This window comes from Halioglobus maricola, from assembly GCF_009388985.1.
GTDB lineage: Bacteria > Pseudomonadota > Gammaproteobacteria > Pseudomonadales > Halieaceae > Halioglobus > Halioglobus maricola.
Genome location: NZ_CP036422.1, coordinates 1,217,491 through 1,234,921 on the forward strand (window position 1 = coordinate 1,217,491; position 17,431 = coordinate 1,234,921).

At 56.5% G+C, this 17,431-nt stretch carries 14 protein-coding genes; 6 read left to right on the forward strand and 8 right to left on the reverse strand.

Annotation, left to right across the window (positions count from 1 at the left end; genetic code table 11):
- Positions 1 to 4: 4 nt before the first annotated feature.
- Complete coding sequence (locus tag EY643_RS05575) at positions 5 to 517, forward strand: nuclear transport factor 2 family protein (RefSeq protein ID WP_170287292.1); 513 nt, start codon at positions 5 to 7, stop codon at positions 515 to 517.
- Between the two features lie 21 nt (positions 518 to 538).
- A complete protein-coding gene (locus EY643_RS05580) occupies positions 539 to 1,963 on the forward strand; it encodes an aldehyde dehydrogenase family protein (protein WP_152661266.1) in 1,425 nt (474 codons plus the stop codon).
- A gap of 28 nt (positions 1,964 to 1,991) precedes the next feature.
- On the opposite strand, the gene EY643_RS05585 is transcribed toward EY643_RS05580, so the two are convergent.
- A complete protein-coding gene (locus EY643_RS05585; protein WP_152661267.1) occupies positions 1,992 to 3,458 on the reverse strand; it encodes a wax ester/triacylglycerol synthase family O-acyltransferase in 1,467 nt (488 codons plus the stop codon).
- Positions 3,459 to 3,596: 138 nt separating this feature from the next.
- Between EY643_RS05585 and EY643_RS05590 the strand changes: the two genes are divergently transcribed.
- On the forward strand, positions 3,597 to 4,619 hold the full coding sequence (locus EY643_RS05590) for a phosphotransferase (protein ID WP_205743157.1): 1,023 nt from the start codon (positions 3,597 to 3,599) through the stop codon (positions 4,617 to 4,619).
- On the forward strand, positions 4,612 to 5,634 hold the full coding sequence (locus tag EY643_RS05595; protein WP_152661269.1) for a tyrosine-protein phosphatase: 1,023 nt from the start codon (positions 4,612 to 4,614) through the stop codon (positions 5,632 to 5,634). The genes EY643_RS05590 and EY643_RS05595 overlap by 8 nt, the downstream gene beginning before the upstream one ends.
- Positions 5,635 to 5,638: 4 nt before the next feature.
- Here EY643_RS05595 and EY643_RS05600 read toward each other — a convergent pair whose 3' ends face one another.
- Together EY643_RS05600 and EY643_RS05605 are read right to left on the reverse strand one after the other, a co-directional pair.
- Entirely contained in the window at positions 5,639 to 6,157 is a 519-nt protein-coding gene (locus EY643_RS05600) for a DUF6702 family protein (protein ID WP_152661270.1), read from the reverse strand.
- Positions 6,154 to 8,493 carry a M1 family metallopeptidase gene (locus tag EY643_RS05605; protein WP_152661271.1) on the reverse strand — a complete coding sequence of 780 codons (2,340 nt, stop codon included), beginning with the start codon at positions 8,491 to 8,493 and terminating at the stop codon, positions 6,154 to 6,156. Before EY643_RS05605 ends, EY643_RS05600 begins: the two co-directional genes overlap by 4 nt.
- Before the next feature lie 132 nt (positions 8,494 to 8,625).
- On the opposite strand from EY643_RS05605, the gene EY643_RS05610 reads away from it, so the two are divergent.
- Positions 8,626 to 9,561, forward strand: a complete 936-nt coding sequence (locus tag EY643_RS05610; protein WP_152661272.1) for an SDR family NAD(P)-dependent oxidoreductase — start codon at positions 8,626 to 8,628, stop codon at positions 9,559 to 9,561.
- Between the two features lie 8 nt (positions 9,562 to 9,569).
- On the opposite strand, the gene EY643_RS05615 is transcribed toward EY643_RS05610, so the two are convergent.
- From EY643_RS05615 to EY643_RS05635, 5 genes are all read right to left on the reverse strand, one after another.
- Positions 9,570 to 11,258: a tetratricopeptide repeat protein gene (locus tag EY643_RS05615; protein ID WP_152661273.1), complete on the reverse strand. Its 1,689-nt coding sequence runs from the start codon at positions 11,256 to 11,258 to the stop codon at positions 9,570 to 9,572.
- Positions 11,259 to 11,307: 49 nt separating this feature from the next.
- On the reverse strand, positions 11,308 to 12,216 hold the full coding sequence (locus EY643_RS05620) for a hypothetical protein (RefSeq protein WP_205743158.1): 909 nt from the start codon (positions 12,214 to 12,216) through the stop codon (positions 11,308 to 11,310).
- Between the two features lie 76 nt (positions 12,217 to 12,292).
- Positions 12,293 to 12,985, reverse strand: a complete 693-nt coding sequence (locus EY643_RS05625; RefSeq protein ID WP_205743159.1) for a LolA family protein — start codon at positions 12,983 to 12,985, stop codon at positions 12,293 to 12,295.
- Positions 12,972 to 14,981: an alpha/beta hydrolase family protein gene (locus tag EY643_RS05630; protein ID WP_240732832.1), complete on the reverse strand. Its 2,010-nt coding sequence runs from the start codon at positions 14,979 to 14,981 to the stop codon at positions 12,972 to 12,974. Before EY643_RS05630 ends, EY643_RS05625 begins: the two co-directional genes overlap by 14 nt.
- 58 nt (positions 14,982 to 15,039) lie before the next feature.
- Positions 15,040 to 15,921 carry an AraC family transcriptional regulator gene (locus EY643_RS05635; RefSeq protein WP_152661276.1) on the reverse strand — a complete coding sequence of 294 codons (882 nt, stop codon included), beginning with the start codon at positions 15,919 to 15,921 and terminating at the stop codon, positions 15,040 to 15,042.
- A 106-nt stretch (positions 15,922 to 16,027) separates the two neighbouring features.
- Here EY643_RS05635 and EY643_RS05640 point away from each other — a divergent pair, with 106 nt between their 5' ends.
- On the forward strand, positions 16,028 to 17,431 hold the full coding sequence (locus EY643_RS05640) for an aldehyde dehydrogenase family protein (protein WP_152661277.1): 1,404 nt from the start codon (positions 16,028 to 16,030) through the stop codon (positions 17,429 to 17,431).

The window sequence follows — 17,431 nt, forward strand, 5'->3', positions numbered from 1 at the left end:
GCCTATGCCTGAGTCACCAGTAACCGTTGAAGAACGGGCAGCGGCGATTGATCTGTACAACGCTTACGCTGAGGGAGTAGATACCAAAAACTGGGGGATGGTGCGCAGCTGCTTCGCAGACACGGTATATATCGACTACGCTACCGGTGTTCATGATCGCGACCCCAGCGACCCCTGGCCCGCAGACGAATGGGTGGAGGGGATTAAAGCCGTAATCAATGGCTTTGATCTCACCCGCCACATCATCAGTAACCATCGCTTTCGCCGTGACGGCGATACTGTGGTGTGCCAAGCCTATCTCACGGCGGATCATATTATCTGGGAGAATGGGGTGCCCGAGGCGCCCAATGCAGGCCCGGACGAACTGAGCCGGGTGGTAGGTGAATACACCAACCGCTGCGCACTGCTCGACGGTCGTTGGAGAATTGTCGCCTCGAAGTTGGTGGTGGCTTACTCAACCGGCCCAGATGAACTTTTTGTCACCGCAATGCAGCGAGCGGCTGCTATAGTTGAGTGACCCAAAATAAGGAGCATTAAGATGCGTGTATACGACAAGTTCTATATCAATGGCGAGTGGGTCGACCCGGTGGAACCGAAGTCCCTGGATGTGATTAACCCGGCAACGGAAGAGGTCTGTGCGCAGATATCGATCGGCTCGGCCGCTGATGTCGACAAGGCCGCCAAAGCAGCCGACGCGGCCTTTGCCAGTTTCAGTCGCACCAGCCGCGAGGAACGAGTCGAGCTGTTGGCTTCCATCTGCGAGGTTTACCAGAAGCGTTATAACGATATCGCCGACGCTATCACCGAGGAAATGGGTGCGCCGACACCGCTTTCGGTCCATGCCCAGGCTGCAACAGGCATTGGCCACATCTCCACGGCAATGGAAATTCTCAAGACGTTCGAGTTTGAAGAGACAGCCGGGCACAGCCGTATTTTCAAAGAGCCTATCGGTGTATGCGGCATGATCACGCCATGGAACTGGCCAATCAACCAGATCACCTGCAAGGTGGCGCCGGCGCTCGCAGTAGGCTGTACCGTTGTGCTGAAGCCATCTGAAGTCGCACCGTTGTGCGGCTATATATTCGCCGAAGTGATGCACGAAGCGGGTGTGCCTGCCGGTGTGTTCAATCTGATTAACGGTGACGGCCCAGGTGTGGGTACCGCTATTTCTTCCCACCCGCTGATCGAGATGGTTTCCTTTACTGGTTCCACCCGCGCCGGGTCTCTGGTCGCGCAAAATGCAGCGCCCAGTGTCAAACGCGTCACCCAGGAGCTCGGTGGCAAGTCGCCCAATATCCTGCTGGACGACGTGAACCTGGAAGAGGCAGTCACGCGCGGTGTGATGCACATGTTCCAGAACACCGGTCAGTCCTGTAATGCACCTTCACGCATGCTGGTGCCTCGCGCCAAGCTTGAGGAGGCGACCACAATAGCCGTGAATGCGGCAGCGACCGTGGTTGTCGGTGATCCGAAAGCAGAGGACACCACGATGGGGCCGGTTGTGAGCGAGGTGCAATGGAACAAAATTCAGGGCCTGATCCAGGCCGGTATCGATGAGGGGGCAACCCTGGCCTGTGGTGGTGTCGGCCGCCCTGACGGTATCGATAAAGGCTACTTTGTAAAGCCCACAGTCTTCAGTAATGTTAACAACGGCATGACCATTGCCAGCGAGGAAATCTTCGGTCCGGTTCTTTGCATCATGCCCTACGATTCGCTGGATGAGGCGATTGCCATTGCCAATGACACTCCCTACGGACTGGCGGGTTATGTGCAGGGCGAGGATATGGATCAAGTGATGAAGGTTGCTGGCCAAATCCGCGCGGGTAATATCAACCTGAACGGCCAGTCTGGCGACATGCTGACACCCTTTGGCGGTTACAAGCAGTCAGGCAACGGTCGCGAGTGGGGCGCCCACGGCTTCACAGATTATCTGGAAATCAAGGCCGTGGCCGGGGCAGCCTGACCGCAGAGCTGTCATCCCCCCAGGAAGTCTACGACTTCCTGGGTTTTTTTTTGGCCTTTGCCTTGGCGCGGGGTTTGCGCTGTTTGGCTTGCGCTGCCTTGAGCAATTCTTTGAACGATGCCTCGAGGCAGTCCCGATAGAATCCTGGGTCCGGCATCATCTCTCTGGTTGAAGTGGCGTTGATCGTAATCTTTCCAGCGCCGCTGATCACCGCGTGAAACAGCCCCATCATGTCCAGTAGTACCCCCATTCCCATCATCATATGCACTTTGGCACCGGCGAGATACAGCGGAAACTGCGGCCCGGGTACATTGGAAACAACTGTATGGGTGGGGAGGGGAACACCAGCTCTGGCAGCCGCGCGACTGGTGGCGCGCATACTCCACCCCATTAATTGGGGAACCATGACCTCACTCACATCCATGATCACGCTGGTGCCCAGCGCCTCCGAATATTCTTTCGAATGGACGGAGCTGTGCTGGATCGCTGCAAGGCGCTTGAGTGGGGCTTTTACGTCGGTGCCCAGGCTGATAGTCATCTGGCTAACCTGGTTGCCGTGGGACTCGGAACCCCTGGCGGAACGCATGGAAATAGGTGCACTGCAGGACAGGCTCGTTTCAGGAAGCTCGTCTTTATCCTCCAGATAGCGGCGCATGCCACCGCCGACAATAGCAAGAATGACGTCATTCACTGTCGCGCCGTCCACCGCCTTGCGGATTGTCTTTACGTCATCCAGTTGCATTACCAGCGTATCTGTCACCCGGGTAGAGCTGACCTCACCGTTAAACCGTGTGCGCACCATGGGAGTTCGCCCTTCGGTATCGTCCTCATGAGTCGCCTTGTTGGCCCGGACGACAGCGGGCACCAGCTGGCGCACTTTGCGATAGAAGGTGGCTGGCCGGCGCAGATTGGTCATATAGGCTTCGCGCCAGACTTTCGCCAGGGAGGGGTCTGTCTCACCCTCCCAGTCGTCCACTATGGGTGCGGTGTCCAGTTCGGCACTGAGGCTGTGAATTGCGGTGATTATTTCCGCGCCAGAAACCCCGTCGATGGCGGCGTGATGCACTTTTAGCATGAGCGCAAAACTGTTGTCAGGCAGGCCTTCGACGTCGTTCAGGCCCTCGATAACATAGGCCTCCCACAGCGGGCGTCGCATATCCAGGCCTCGGGATTGCAGGCGTGAAAGTAGAATGCAGAACTGGCGCCAGTCTCCGGGCTTGGGCAGGGCGATATGACGGACGTGGAATTCGAGGTCAAAGTCCGGGTCTTCCACCCAGTAGGGTGTGTCCAGACCCATGGCGCCGCCGGCAAGTTTGCGCCGAAAAATCGAAGACTTGTGCAGGTTGCGGCGGAATACATCGAGGATCTCCTTGAACCGCACTTTGCCATTTTCGCGGGAGGATTGGTCGTAGATCACAACTGGGCTGATATGCATGGGAGTGCGGTTGCTCTCCTGATGCACGAAGCTGGCGTCCATTTCTGACAGTTTTTCCACTCTATTGTCCTCTACTTGTATCGAGCCGACCTTGCAGCGGTCTGCGGGGCACCACAAGTACACAATATCAGCACATTGATTCGGGTCACTGATCTAGCGCAATTTCCCTGGCTGAGATTGTTGCCTAAACTGCTGAGTATGGGCATACAGCATATTCAGCAACTCTGCGACGTCATGGGACTCGGATATATGACCCAGGCGCCGACAGCCGTGGCTGGTGGGTTTCATCACGCAATGTGGTGCGTAGACACGGCCGGCGGTCGCCATGCTATCAAACAATTGGCGGCCGATGTGGACTTGGGAAATCCCACGGTGGTGTCCCGCTACAATGCCAGCGAACGAACCGCCCAGACGTTTGCGGCTCTAGGTGTGCCGGCACTCTCTGCAATCGAGCATGATGGCTATTTTCTGCAGCAATTCGACAACTCTGGTTATCTGGTTTATCCCTGGGCGAGCGCTACTGCCAGGGGCAGAAACCAGATCAAGCCGGGCCATGCTGAAACCGTGGCGACCATTTTGGCGGAGATGCATCAGGCGAATATACAAGTGCCAGAGCTACCTGATGAGCTGCCAAAAATCATTACCGCAGAAGACACTATAGCCCTGATCGAATTTGCGGTATCGCGCAATGTGCACGAGGCCAGATATCTGCAGGAGCGTATTGACGACGTTCTGGCTGTGCTTGCGGCGCTGGATGAAGCGCTGCCGCTTCTGGCCACTCACCATGTAATCAGCCATGGCGACCTCGATCACAAAAATGTTCTATGGAACGACGCAGGGAAGCCGCTACTCATAGATTGGGAGTCTGCAATGCATCTCAATCCTACTTATGAAACACTGCTGGAGGCGCTCGATTGGAGTGGCATTACGGCCCACTTTGATACGCATCCTTTCGCTGACTTCCTTGCAAGTTATGGTGAGGCGGGTGGGGTGCTGGAGGAGAGATTTGTACCTGCAGCCCTGGATACTGTGCTCGCGGCGTGGCTGCACTGGCTGATGTATAACCTGGGCCGGGCTATGGGTTTAGACGACAGTCGGCAGCGTCGCTTGGGCACTGAACAGGTCGATCTTGCATTGGCTGTATTGTTGCGTCTCGAAAAATTCCTGCCTCGGCTACGTGATATCGCAATTACCGCTGCGAACAGGGGGCCCCATGTTTGACCTGTCTCACTGCAGCGTGGAGCGGGACGATGCACAGAATTACTGGTTGCGCTGGGACGGCCCTCATCCTGAGCAGGAAGTCAGCGTGTATATGACGGACGATGCGGAAGCGTTTTATAACAATCCACCTGACGGCGAGCCGTTATTGAGAACCCGCGCGCGTGAGGCCCGGTTGGCGAACCCGCACAAAGACCTGCGCCATTACTTTTACTTGTTGTCGGAACACGGCGAGGGGTTGGTTCTGGCCGAGCGGCGCTTGGCGCTCGCAGGGACGCCAAATTTCCGCGACCTCGGCGGTTACGAGGCCTCGGATGGCGCGAGACTCAAGTGGGGCAAGCTGTTTCGCTCGAGCAAATTGTCGCAACTCACGGAAGAGGATCGGGGGCGGGTGCGTGGCCTCGGGCTGACTCTGGTGTGTGACTTCCGCCAGGCGGTGGAGCAGGAACTGGACCCGACCCACATCGGTGAAGATGCCAGCCATCTGCATGCCAGCCTGCCGGTCGCCCCTGGCAGTGCTCGCAACTTTCTCGACAATTTGCACAACGGCATTATCGCCGTCGATAACGCCAGTGAATTCATGCGCGATATGAACCGCGATTTTGTTGCCAGTCAGCTACCCCAGTACGCGGAGATGTTTCGTTTACTGTTGCAGGGGGATCATGCAACGTTGATTCACTGTGCCTCGGGTAAGGACCGCACGGGTTTTGGGTCGGCATTGATACTCGATGTGTTGGGCGTGCCCGAAGATACAATTGTCGAGGACTACCTGCTTACCAACGAGTATTTATCTGTGGAGCAAGAGTTGGGCCGCCTCGCTACAGGGGTCACTGATGAAGCTGGCGAGCCGCTGGCAGAGGAAGTTTTACGGCCGTTGATCGAAGTTCGCCCGGAATATATCAAGGCCTGTTTTGAGGAGATTGCCCGACGCTACGAATCGAAGGAACACTTCTATGAGGCTGAGTTGAAGCTGGATCCCGAGTCAGTGGGGGCACTTAAGGATCGCTATCTCCAATAAAGGCTTACTGCTGAGGCACCCACAACGATTGTGGATGCTCGTCGGTGAAGGTCATGCGGTCGTTCGCAGGTTGCCACAGGCGTTGCACGGTGTTGATCTGAACGCGAGCCCGCGCTGCACTGTTGTGCCGTATGAGGATGCGGTTTTGCAGGGTCAGTTTCTCGTCCGGCGAGGCATTCACGGTGAAGAAAAGCCAGCTGGCGCGGTAGCTTTCGAGCTCCATTCCCACTAGTGCTATCGGCAATAGGGAGTCGCCAGCATACACCCGAAATTCCTCGCTGAGCCAGGTGTGCACCATGCTTTGTACGGCGGGGGAATCCATCAGGGTGACGGCGCGCCCCTGCTGCAGTGCCAGCACTTCTTCCAGGTCCTCAGGGATAACACGCAGAGCGACCTCCAACTGCTCGCCAGACTCCGCCCAGCCGATCTCTGCGAAGCTGGTGTGAGATGGGTGGGCCTGCGTCTGTGCTGCGAACAGCACGAGCGTCAGGCAGCGCAAGAATGATTGAAAGCAGTGTGTCACTTGTCTTTCTTTTCCCAGTTATCTTTTTCATCGCGGCGCATATGATTAGGCTTCGGCGAATCCTTGTGCAGACGGAAACGGGACGTCTTTACCTTGCGAGGCCAGCTGTTGTTGTAAGTGTCAGCGTCGGCGGTGCTGCGATAGGGATCGAACTCGATACCCGTGATCTCGTTCTCGGTGACGAAGAGTTTGGTGACTTCCTCGGCATTTCTACGCCAGATCTCCGCGGGAATCTGCAGTTCTTCGGTGTCCCCGTTAGCATAGCTTATCCGCAGTGGAAGAGGTGTTACCAGACCGCCCAGATTTGCAAATTTCACGGTGTAGAAATTTTTGTCCTGTGCCAGTAGGGCCTTCTCCTGGTCGTTCAGCGCTTTGAGGGTCTTTTCATACTGGGCGTAATCCCAGGGGGTGACCGTGTATTCATCGTAGTCATTATAGAAATCATTGAGCGCCGGGTATTTTTCCACCAGTAGCGCCAGATCACTGTTGCGCTGCTCGCTCAGAGTGGGTTCCATCTTGTCGTCTTTGGCCTTTTGCCATGCCTTTTCCACCTCTGGATCGCGTGTATCCAGGGTGAACTGAGTGATATCGGTGATAGCGACGTCCACGTAGTCAGTCCCGTAGAACCAACCGCGCCAGAACCAGTCCAGGTCAGTTGCAGACGCATCTTCCATGCTGCGGAAGAAGTCAGCAGGAGTGGGGCGTTTGAACATCCAGCGGTTGGCGAATTCGGCGAAGGCGTAGTCGAACAGCTCGCGCCCCATGATGCTCTCGCGCAGGATGTTCAGAGCGGTAGCGGGCTTGCCATAGGCGTTGTTGCCAAACTGCAGAATGGACTCTGAATTGGTCATGATGGGCACTACTTCGCCGCTGGTCATGTACTCCGTCATGTTTTCAGGCGGCCCGCGGCGAGATGGGTAGCCCTCTTCCCATTCCTGCTCGGCGATGTATTGCAGGAAGGTGTTCATGCCCTCGTCCATCCAGGTCCACTGGCGTTCGTCGGAATTGACGATCATGGGGAAGTAGTTGTGGCCCACTTCGTGGATGATGACAGAGATCAGTCCGTATTTGCTGCGCGACCATGATTTGCTGTGATCTTTCTGTGATTCATCCCAGTAGGTGCCGTCTTCATAGGGGCGCGGCTTGTTGAAGGTAATCATCGGATATTCCATGCCGCCCACAGGACCATTTACCGAAATGGAAACCGGGTAGGGATACTCGAAGGTGTAGCGCGAGTACACATCGATGGTATGGGCGATGGAGGCGGTAGAGTATTGGCTCCAGAGCGGCTCTGCTTCGTTTGGATAGAAGGACATGGCCAGCACGTTTTTGCTGCCTGAGGGGGCTGTCTTCGCGTCCCAGATGAATTTCCGTGAGGAGGCAAAGGCAAAATCGCGCACATTCTCTGCCTTGAAGACCCAGGTGCTTTCGACAGAGGTGCTGCTTTTTTCGCGTTGGGCGGCTTCATCGGGCGTGACAATGAATTGCAGCTCCTGTGACTTCTGCGCTTTTTCGTAGCGTTTCAGTTGTTTGCGTGACAGAACGTCGTCCGCGTTTTGTAGTACACCGGTTGCGGCAACAATGTGGTCAGCGGGCACCGTGATGGCAACTTCGTAGTCGCCGAGTTCGAGGGTGAACTCTCCTTTTCCCAGAAACTGCTTATTGTTCCAGCCTTCATAATCAGTATAGGCAGAGACACGCGGGAACCATTGGGCTATTTCATAGATGTAGTTCCCGTCTTGCTCGAAGTGCTCGTAGCCGCCGCGGCCGAACTTGCTGGCGTCGACAATGGCGTGATCCCACGCCACGTTGAATACGAATTGCTCGCCGGCCCGCAGGGGTTGGGGCAGGTCGATCCGCGCCATGGTCTTGTTCAGCGCGAACGGCAGTTTGTTGCCCTGGGCGTCGGTGATCGCGAGGTTGTTGACGCCGCCAGCGAACTCCATGCGGTAGAGCAGGCTGGCCATGCTCCGATAGGGGTACTTTTCGAAATTGGGCGCCGTTTTGGTGAGCATATCGTCCGAATCCTGGCGGAAGCGGTTCTGGTCCAGCTGCAGCCAGATGTACTTCAGCGAGTGCGGGCTGTTGTTGTAGTAGGTGACGGTCTCCCGCCCGGTCAGATGCTGGCGCGTGTCGTCGATGGTGACATCGATCTTGTAGTCGGCGCGTTGCTGCCAGTAGTCCGGACCGGGGGCGCCGCTGGCAAGCCGAACCTCGGTAGGCGTGTCCAGCAGGTGACCTAGCTGGGCGAATTTTTTGGCGCCAGAGCCGACCTCAGCGAGGGCGAAACAGGGCAGTGTGATGGCGATGACGGCCAGGAATAAGCGGAGTGTCATTGGTCGAAGCTATCTCGAATTATGAAACGGATAGTCGATGTGACGAATAGCGGTGCTAAACCCTCAATTTTAGTTAGGAGGCGGCTTGCGTAGGTCATAGAATCGGAGGTGCCAATTAACAGAGGTTCTTAGATGAGGGTTGCGAGATTTAAAATACTATTCCTGATGCTGATGCTGGCGACTGTTGCCCGGGCAGATGAGCGTTCGCTGGTTTTGGTAACGGGGGCTAGCAGTGGTATCGGTTTGGCGGTTGCCAATCACCTTGCCCAATCCGGGTACCGAGTTCTGGCCGGTGCACGCAGTGCCGAGGACATGAAGCGCTTGAATGCGCTGCCCTATATCGATGCATTTGCTCTTGATGTTACCTCTCAGGAAGACGTCGATAGAATGGTGCAGTATATTCGCGAAGGAGAATTTAAATTGTCCGGTGTCGTCAACAATGCGGGGGTGTTGATTGTCGGGCCGGCAGCCGAAGTGTGGGATTCCGAGCTTGATTATATCTTCGGTGTAAATGTACGCGGCGCCCATCGCGTGATCCGTGCGGTACTCCCATTGCTGATTGAGTCGGGCGGAACAATCGTCAACATGAGCTCTATCTCGAGCTATATGGCACCGCGAATGCTAGGTGCTTATGTCATGAGTAAGAGTGCCCTGGAGAGCTACAGTGAGGTCATGGCAGGGGAGCTGGCACCTCTGGGAGTGCGTGTGGTTTCGGTGCTGCCGGGACAGTACATCTCAAATATTGGTGATTCCGCCGCGGCGAGGGTGGAGGCACAGGAAGCTTCATTTATCGAAAGCCCTTTCAGGGCGGAAGCCGAGTCGACTCTCAAGGCGTTGCAACAGAACAGGCGAGCAGGGAATCCTTTCGAGGTCGCTGTCGTTGTTGAGAGTATTTTTTCGTCCGGCACAGAGGGGCAGAAGTTTGTGGTAGTGCCGCGCCCGCAACAACACAAGGCAATGATGCGCGATGCGATAGGGCGCGTGCTCGAGCTGAACCGGAACAGCTCTCACCCGTTGGGGCGGGAGGAGCTCCAGCGGCTATTTGTAAAAGAACATGAGGACCAATAGCTGGGCTTCTAACCCCCCTCTAGTGAAAACTCTTGGCGCAGGATATTCAGGAACCCGTAGCGACGCACGGCTTCTTCGAGTGAGCCGTGGCCGGCAAAGCCTTTCAAGGGCTTTAGGGTGACCCTGGCGGCGCCTCTGAGAAATTCCGCATGCATGGCGTCAAATTCCTGGTCCGGGCCGTAGTAGATGCTTACGTCTGTGGGTTTTGGGGCCATGTCAATCGCTCTGCGCATGCAGAGGTCGTCCGCGGTGAAGTCACCGAATACTTTGGCGGTTGCCGCTCTGCCGCGAATTTCAGGGCCGTTGAGGGTAAACTCGGCGGTCGTGCCCGGGCTGAAAGCGCAGACTTTGTCTGCCCCCAGCTCGAGCCCGTAGCGGAGCGCTCCGGTGGCGCCCGCGCTGAAACCAAACGTGTAGAGCTTCTCACTCCCTCTTTCCCGTATGATCTCGGCCAGCTTGGCTAAGGTTGAAGGACGATCGTGCCCCAGGGATGTGATGCCTTTGTAGTAGAAAAATTTCGGGGAGTCACGGAGGTAGATTGCGCTGAGGCCGAGACGGGCAAGAAAATAGTCGAAGGCCCGCACGGGGAGTCCGATTCCACCGGTACTGCTGTGAAAAACCAGAATCGTTGCAGAACAATCTCCCTTCGGACTGAAATAACAGTCGTCCAAGGGCGCATGTTCCAGTGGAGGCCGGAGCAGCTCTTCTTGCATAGGGATTTGGAAAACCCACTCTTTGTAGGAAGCCAATTCAGGGATGTCAGGGGAGTCGTGTAGGATGCGCTTCGCGCGCTCTATATTTCCCGCATGCAACTCACTTCTGGCCAGAATAGCATCGTGTTTTGGGTTTTCTCGAAGCGCTGCGGAATCGAGCTCTTTAAGTTTGACGGCGCCTTCGGGGTAGTAGCTATCGCAGAATTTCAGTATTTTTTGGAAGTAATTTATCTTCAGCGCGTCCCAGTTCGACTTCACTACTTCAAGGGCATTTTCATAGTCTGCTACCGATAGGTAGTGGACCAGGCGGCCATAGGCAATACTGGGATTTTCTGGATATCTCTTGTTGAGGGTCTGTAATTGGGTGGCGACCTCGTCTATAGGTTTCTCGAGGTACAGCAACTCCACCAGTTTTTGAAACGACTTGGTTTTGGTGTCTGGGGCCAGTGTCATCAGATCTTCAAAGGCGGCGAGGCCTTCGTTGGGGTTGCGCAGCGCCACTGCATATCCCAGTTTTCTCTGGAGTGCGACAGCGGGGGAATTGTAGTGCTTCGCTTCGAGTCCGCGGGTGACCAGAGACAGGGCCTCCCTGTTGTTGCCTAAGAGGGCAGCTTGTTTCTCCTGCAGTGGTAGTAAAACCTTCGCCGGGGCATCACACGCCACAAGATGTTGTAAAACCCGCGCTGCTTCTTCCCTCTCTTTAGCGTTCAGCGCCTGTTGGCATGCCAGTTGCAAAATCTTGGCGTCTTTTGGAAAGTGATGGACTAGGCTCTTTCGATAGTCTCGAATTGCTCCTTCGTTGCCTTCTTTTTGCAGTAGCTTGAGTTTGTGAGCAGCGGCCTCGGAGTGCTCTGGGTTGGCCTGCAGGTAATGATCCAGTTCAGCCAGCAGGCCGTTGTATTGCGCGGAAGTGTAAGAGTCATCCAGCCGTTTTATCTCGGCCTTAATGGATTTGAATAATTTGGGTTTCGATGCGGTGGTCATGGTCCGTTCTCTTACTGCTTGGGGTGGAAATGAAAGTTCTGAGAATTGCTCATTTGACTTCGGGCGCCTGCAGTCCGAACAACTGATAATACTCTCTGAAATCTACTTCATAGAGTTCTTCGCTTGAGCGAGGAATGGCGCTTTCAACACCTGAGGTGCGACGTGTCCTGCCCGCAGCATATTTGTAGGCAGGGCCCGAGATGGCCTCATCACAGGCGATACATGGACGGAGCCTGCCATCGGCATCGACAGTACGCTTGTCTTCAATACCGAATAGCAGGCGGAAAAATCCGTAGTCCGACAAGCAGATGCCACGGCACTCCGTTCGGGTGTGTTCAGCGTTGTAGGCCCAGACTTCGGCGCAGGGGCGACTGAGTCCGAGGGCTTCGCTGCATCTAGCCATATCTTCCACTTCGGATTCCCGGGTGCATTTTCGTGACGGTGTGGTCATGTCCCGAACGCGTAGAAAAGCCGCTAGGTCGGCTAGCGACGAACAGGCACCGCAGTGGCTGGCATGCGTAACGAGGTAGCCCGACTCGCGAGCCTCTGCGCTACTATTGAAGGTCTTTAACTTGTACTCCTGTTGCCGCTCCGAGGTAAAGCGCAGGGCACAGACTTTGGAGTTTGCGTCGCCGGCATTTATTCTCCGCGTCCACTCATAGATAGATTGCTGATGGTGTATGGCCGGTGCTAGCCCCGGCAATGTAATCTGCATTGGATCGTCTTCGATGGCCATGTAGTGAGGCTGGTAGGGGTTGGGTACGGCGAAGTTGTCCGGCGAGCTTTGGGGGGAGCGTTCCAGCTCGAGTGCAGCAACCACTTCATCCAAGTTGACTGCCCTGGTCTGTTCCATGCGCGAGATGAGTTCTTCAGTAATGTCTGTGTTCTGGGCGCCGGCGAAACTCACAACGAGTATCGGGGTGAATACTGTTAGAAAGCAGAGGGCGCGAAGGCTCATTGCAAGGGTGTGAAAGCACGATGTCATATAGCAAATCTCTTGGGGGCAGGGCGCCACTCAGGTGGTGCCGTTGGCCCTACATTTTCTGTTTGTCAGTACCGCGCGGCCATTTGGTAGAGAACAGGTCCGGGTTCAATTGCAGGTTGCGCGCCACGAAGCTATAGGTGAGGGTGATTTCCTCGCCTTTGCTGGAGGCTGAAATCACCTGCTGGGCGGGCATCCAGGACGCCTGATCAATCCACAGCTGGGCTTTGCCCATTACTGCGCGGGCCTTTTCTTTTTCTGGCGTAAGCTCCAGGCCCAGAGTGCGGTTGCTGTCGATGTCGCGCTCGCCCAGGGAGGTCAGCAGATAGTCGTCTTTCAGGTCCTTGCCGCTGTTGGTGAAGCCCAGGCGGATGTAGGGTTCCATACGGCCTTTGTGCTTGGATAGCTTGTAGGACTCCACTCGCTCCTGTTTGGGGTAGTGAATATAGAGATAGCTCTTGGTCACCATCAGTGTGCGTGGATCATCGCCATCGACGTTCAAGCGGATATTGCCCTTCTTGTCCATAAACACTGTGCCGGTCTCACGGCTGAGTTCACTGCCACCATTGTCGCGTCGCACCACTTCCACGCGCGCCATGGCCGATTGGAAGTCATCGGCCTGACGGTCCACCTGCTTCAGGGCATCGTCCAGGTCCCAGGTGATCTTGGGGCCATCGGCGAGGGCAGGGGTGGCGAGCGCTGCCAGCAGGGTCAGTGGTAACAGGATGTTCTTACTTAGGTTCATCATTTTTCTCCTTGGGGAGCAGGAACTGCTGGAAAAACAACACAGTGGCCTGCTGGTAAATATCGCGATTCTCTTTCTTGCGGTAACCGTGGCCCTCGTTCAGGGCATTCATATACCACACGGGCTGGCCCTGCTCGCGCAAGGCTGCGACAACCTGAATTGCCTCTGTCACCGGTACGCGGGGGTCATTCTCTCCCTGTACCACAAGCATCGGCAACTGGATTTTTTCCACGTTGTTCAGCGGGCTGATCGCTTCGAGGTGGGCACGCATTTGCGGGTCGCGTTCATCGCCATACTCGCCGCGGCGGTGGTCGCGGCGGTAGTCCTGCGTGTTTTCCAGAAAGGTCACGAAGCTGCTGATGCCAACGATATCCACGGCCGCCTTAAGTCTGTCACTATAGTGCGCCGCGCTGGCCAGCACCATGTAGCCACCGTAACTGCCGCCGAGCACTGCGACGCGGTCGGTGTCCAGGTCACCCTGGGTGGCGATCCAGTCGAGCAGAGCGCCAATGTCACGCACCGAATCCTCGCGCTTGAACCCGTTGTCCAGCTCCATGTAGTGCTTGCCGTAGCCGTTGGAACCGCGCACATTCGGTACCAGCACTGCAGCGCCGAGTTTTTCCAGCCAGAGCTGGTAGGTACTGGAAAAGTAGGGGCGCGCCTGAGATTCCGGGCCGCCGTGGATAGAAATTATGACCGGGTGCGGGCCTTTTCCAGCCGGTTTGTAAAACCAGGCGGGAATGGCTTCGGGGCCACCCGAGTCGCTGTCGAAAGTGGGGTATTGGATCAGCTCCGGTTCGACAAAGCCTGCGGTGTCCAGGCCGCCCACCTCGCTGAAGGTCCAGCGTGTCAGGTCGCCATAGCTGGTGGCCTTGCGACCCAGCTCCAGGACGAAAGTGTCCGAGGGTGTGGCGGGGGTGTTTAGTGTCAGGGCCAGATGCTTATTGTCGGGGCTGAAACCCATGCCTATGAGTACGCCGATGGGAATATCCTTAACTGGTTTGTAGCGCTTCTTTGCGCTGTCCAGCAGGTAAAGCTGGGAGAAGCCGTTTTCGTTGGCGGCAAACGCGAGACGGCCGCGGTCCTCGCTGAGGCTAACGCGGTCGATATGCCAGGGGATGTCGGCAGTCACCAGTATCGGTTCGTCACCCAGTTTCACCGATTGCCAGGCCAGCTGGCGGAAATCACCAGCCATGTCGGTGGTGTACCAGAAGCCTTGTCCGGTTTCGTCAAAGCCCACCGCATCGCTGCGGCTCGGTGATGCGGGGTCACCCGCCAGCCGCTGGTGATCGCCGCTTTCAAGATCCAGCAGATGCACCCTCGAATCGCCGTTGCTCACCAGGTTGGAGAACAGCAGGAAGCGGCCGTCGGCGCTGAAGTCCACGGGCAACCAGTAGCTGCCGTCGGGTGACTCAAACACCATTCTCGCTTCGTCGGGTTTGCCTACTTCCATTACCCAGATGTCATTGGAGGAGCCGTTGCGCCGGGTGCTGCGATAGGCGATGCGCTCGCCCGCCTGATCCCACACCAGGCTGGCATTAAGCGACTCGCCATCGGTGAGCATGGCAGGTTCATCGCTTGAGTCCGGTTCCAGTAGGTAGATCTGGGCATTTTCGTTGCCGCCAGTGTCCATGGTGAAAGCCAGCGCTGAACCGCCGGGCTGGTTTCGCACGCTGCGCACAGGCTCATCAAAAAACGTTAGCTGGGTGCGCGCCCCGCCGGGCCTGGTCACTTTGTGTAGCTGGGCGACGTCACCAAAACGGGTGCTTACATAAAGCCCGTCTGCATCGGGTGTCCAGGCGCGGAAGCTCGCCGAACGTACATTCTGGTAGCGCCGCAGATCGGTTTCGATCTGTGCGGGAATGGCTGGAACGTCTTCCATTACCAGTTGCCCGTTATTCGCCGTGGAGTGGGCTACCGTTGCCATGTTGGCCGCAAAGTTGGGCGCGGATATGAGCAGGGCGGCGCAGGCGAGGGTGGCGACGATGTTTTTCACGGTGATCTCCAGCAAAACAAGGGGTCAAGGATACCCCAAAGCCACGCTCCTGCGGAGCCTACTTGCGGGTCGAATTGCGGTAGCCCCGTGGCGATGCGCCGATGGTTTTGCTGAACAAGCGAGAGAAGTACATCTGGTCGTCGTAGCCCACCTGACGAGCGATTTCGCCGATGCCGAGGTCGGTGGCATCTAACAGATGGCAGGCGTGCTCCATTTTCATGTTCAGGAAATGTTTGATGGGCGAATATCCGGTGAGCTGCTTGTAGCGATTACTGAAGTGGTATTTGGACATGTTCGCCACAGCCGCCAGATCTTCCAGAGTGACTTGTTGGTCGATGTGTTCCAGCATGAAGGCCTGAAGCTGCTCGAGCTCAAAGCCCGATTGCAAACGTCCGGCATGCGCACTGATTTCCATGCTGACCTGGGTCATGAGGTGGCGCAGGTGATTGGAGGCATTGATAAATGCTCGGGTTGAGTAACCGGTGCGGCGAACCTCGAGCAAATTGGCGAAGGCGCCGATCAATAGTGGCGATACACCGGCTTCGGCCACAGGTTTGCCGTCGCGGTAGCCAAGGTACTGCATAAATAGCAGTGTGCTGGCACCCTGAAAGTGGATCCAGTAGAGCGTCCAGGGGTCCTTTTCGTCAGCCTGATAGGCGTGGGGTAGCCCCTGGGGCAGCAGCATCAATTGTCCCGGGGTGATTTCGCCGCTCCATTCATCGGTTTCCAGCCTGCCCTTGCCGGTAGTGCAATATAGGAGCAGGTTGTCATCGTGGCGATCGCGCAACATACGGTGGCCTGCGGCCTCTGGGTAGTAACCCATAGCGGTGGGGTAACACTCTTTGGTTAAAGGGTGTCGAGCGAGTTTCTCGACCATGAAGGTGGGGGTGATAAACCGCACGCCGCGGGTCGGAAGGGGCCATTTTGAAGGTGCACTCATAGCGCAATATAGTCCATAAAATTCGCAACTTAGTCAATGTGGCCCCCCTGAGGCCGGTGCTAGAATTCTCCGCACTTTAGAAAAGCCCTTTTTGAGAGGAACAGTCATGTCAGAAGAGAAGAGCCCCGCACAGGAAGTTGCCGAGATGATGGCGCGCGCCCGCGCCGCCCAGGAGCAGATCGCCGACTACACGCAGGAGCAAGTGGACGAGCTGATTACAGCCATGGTCTATGCCGTAGCTCGCGAAGATCGCTCAGAAGAAATCGCCCGCTTTACCGTCGAAGAGACTCAGCTGGGTAACTACGACGGCAAGTATCTTAAAATCCATCGCAAGACCCGCGCGACGCTGCTGGATATCATTAACGACAAATCCGTCGGCGTGATTGAGGAATTGCCTGAGCGTAATATCGTCAAAATCGCCAAGCCCGTAGGTGTGATTGGCGCACTGTCGCCCTCCACCAACCCGGAAGCGACACCGGTGATCAAGGGAATCTCAGCTGTAAAAGGCCGCAACGCAATCATTGTGGCACCGCATCCCCGCGCCAAGCTGACCAACAAGAAAATCTGTGACTACATGCGCGACGCCCTGGAGCGCTGTGGCGCCCCGGCAGATCTGGTGCAGAGCATCGACGTGCCGTCGCTGGACAAGACCAATGAGCTGATGGCCCAGTGCGACCGGGTCCTTGCCACAGGTGGAGAGGCCATGGTGACCGCGGCTTACTCTTCCGGTACCCCGGCTCTTGGCGTGGGTGTGGGTAACGCGGTTATCACCGTCGATGATTCTGCAGACCTCGATGAGGCTGCTGACAAGATCCGCACGTCCAAGACGTTGGATCTGGCTGCATCTTGCTCTTCCGATAACTCTGTACTGGTCTTCGAATCTATTTACGACGAGTTTCTGGAAAAGCTGAAGCACGAGGGCGGCTTTGTTGTTGAAGGCGAGGATAAGGCCAAACTGCAGAGCGTGATCTGGGAAGACGGCCACCTGAATGCCGGCGTTGTTGCCCAGTCGGCAATGAATATTACCGGCAAAGCTGGCATTGACCTGCCCGAGGGCAAGACTTTCCTGATCGTTCCGGAAACGGGTGCCGGCGCCGACTACCCCTTCTCCGGCGAGAAGCTGACTGTCACTATGGCCCTGTATAAGGTCAAGGATATCGATGAGGCTATCGAGCTGACCAACCAGATCCAGGCCTACCAGGGTCAAGGCCACAGCTGTGGTATCTACTCCTACAACGATGAAAACATCATGAAGCTGGCCGGTGCCACTCGCACTTCCCGAGTCATGGTGAATCAGCCCCAGGCGGCCTCTAACTCGGGCAACCTGTGGAACGGCATGCGCCAGACCTTCTCCCTGGGCTGCGGTTCCTGGGGTGGCAATTCCATCAATCACAACATCACCTGGCGCGACCTCGTCAACGAGACCTGGGTATCCAAGCCATTGGCAGAGACCAAGGTGATCCCATCCGACGAAGAGTTGTTTGGTTCCGTGATGGCGAAGTTCGACTAA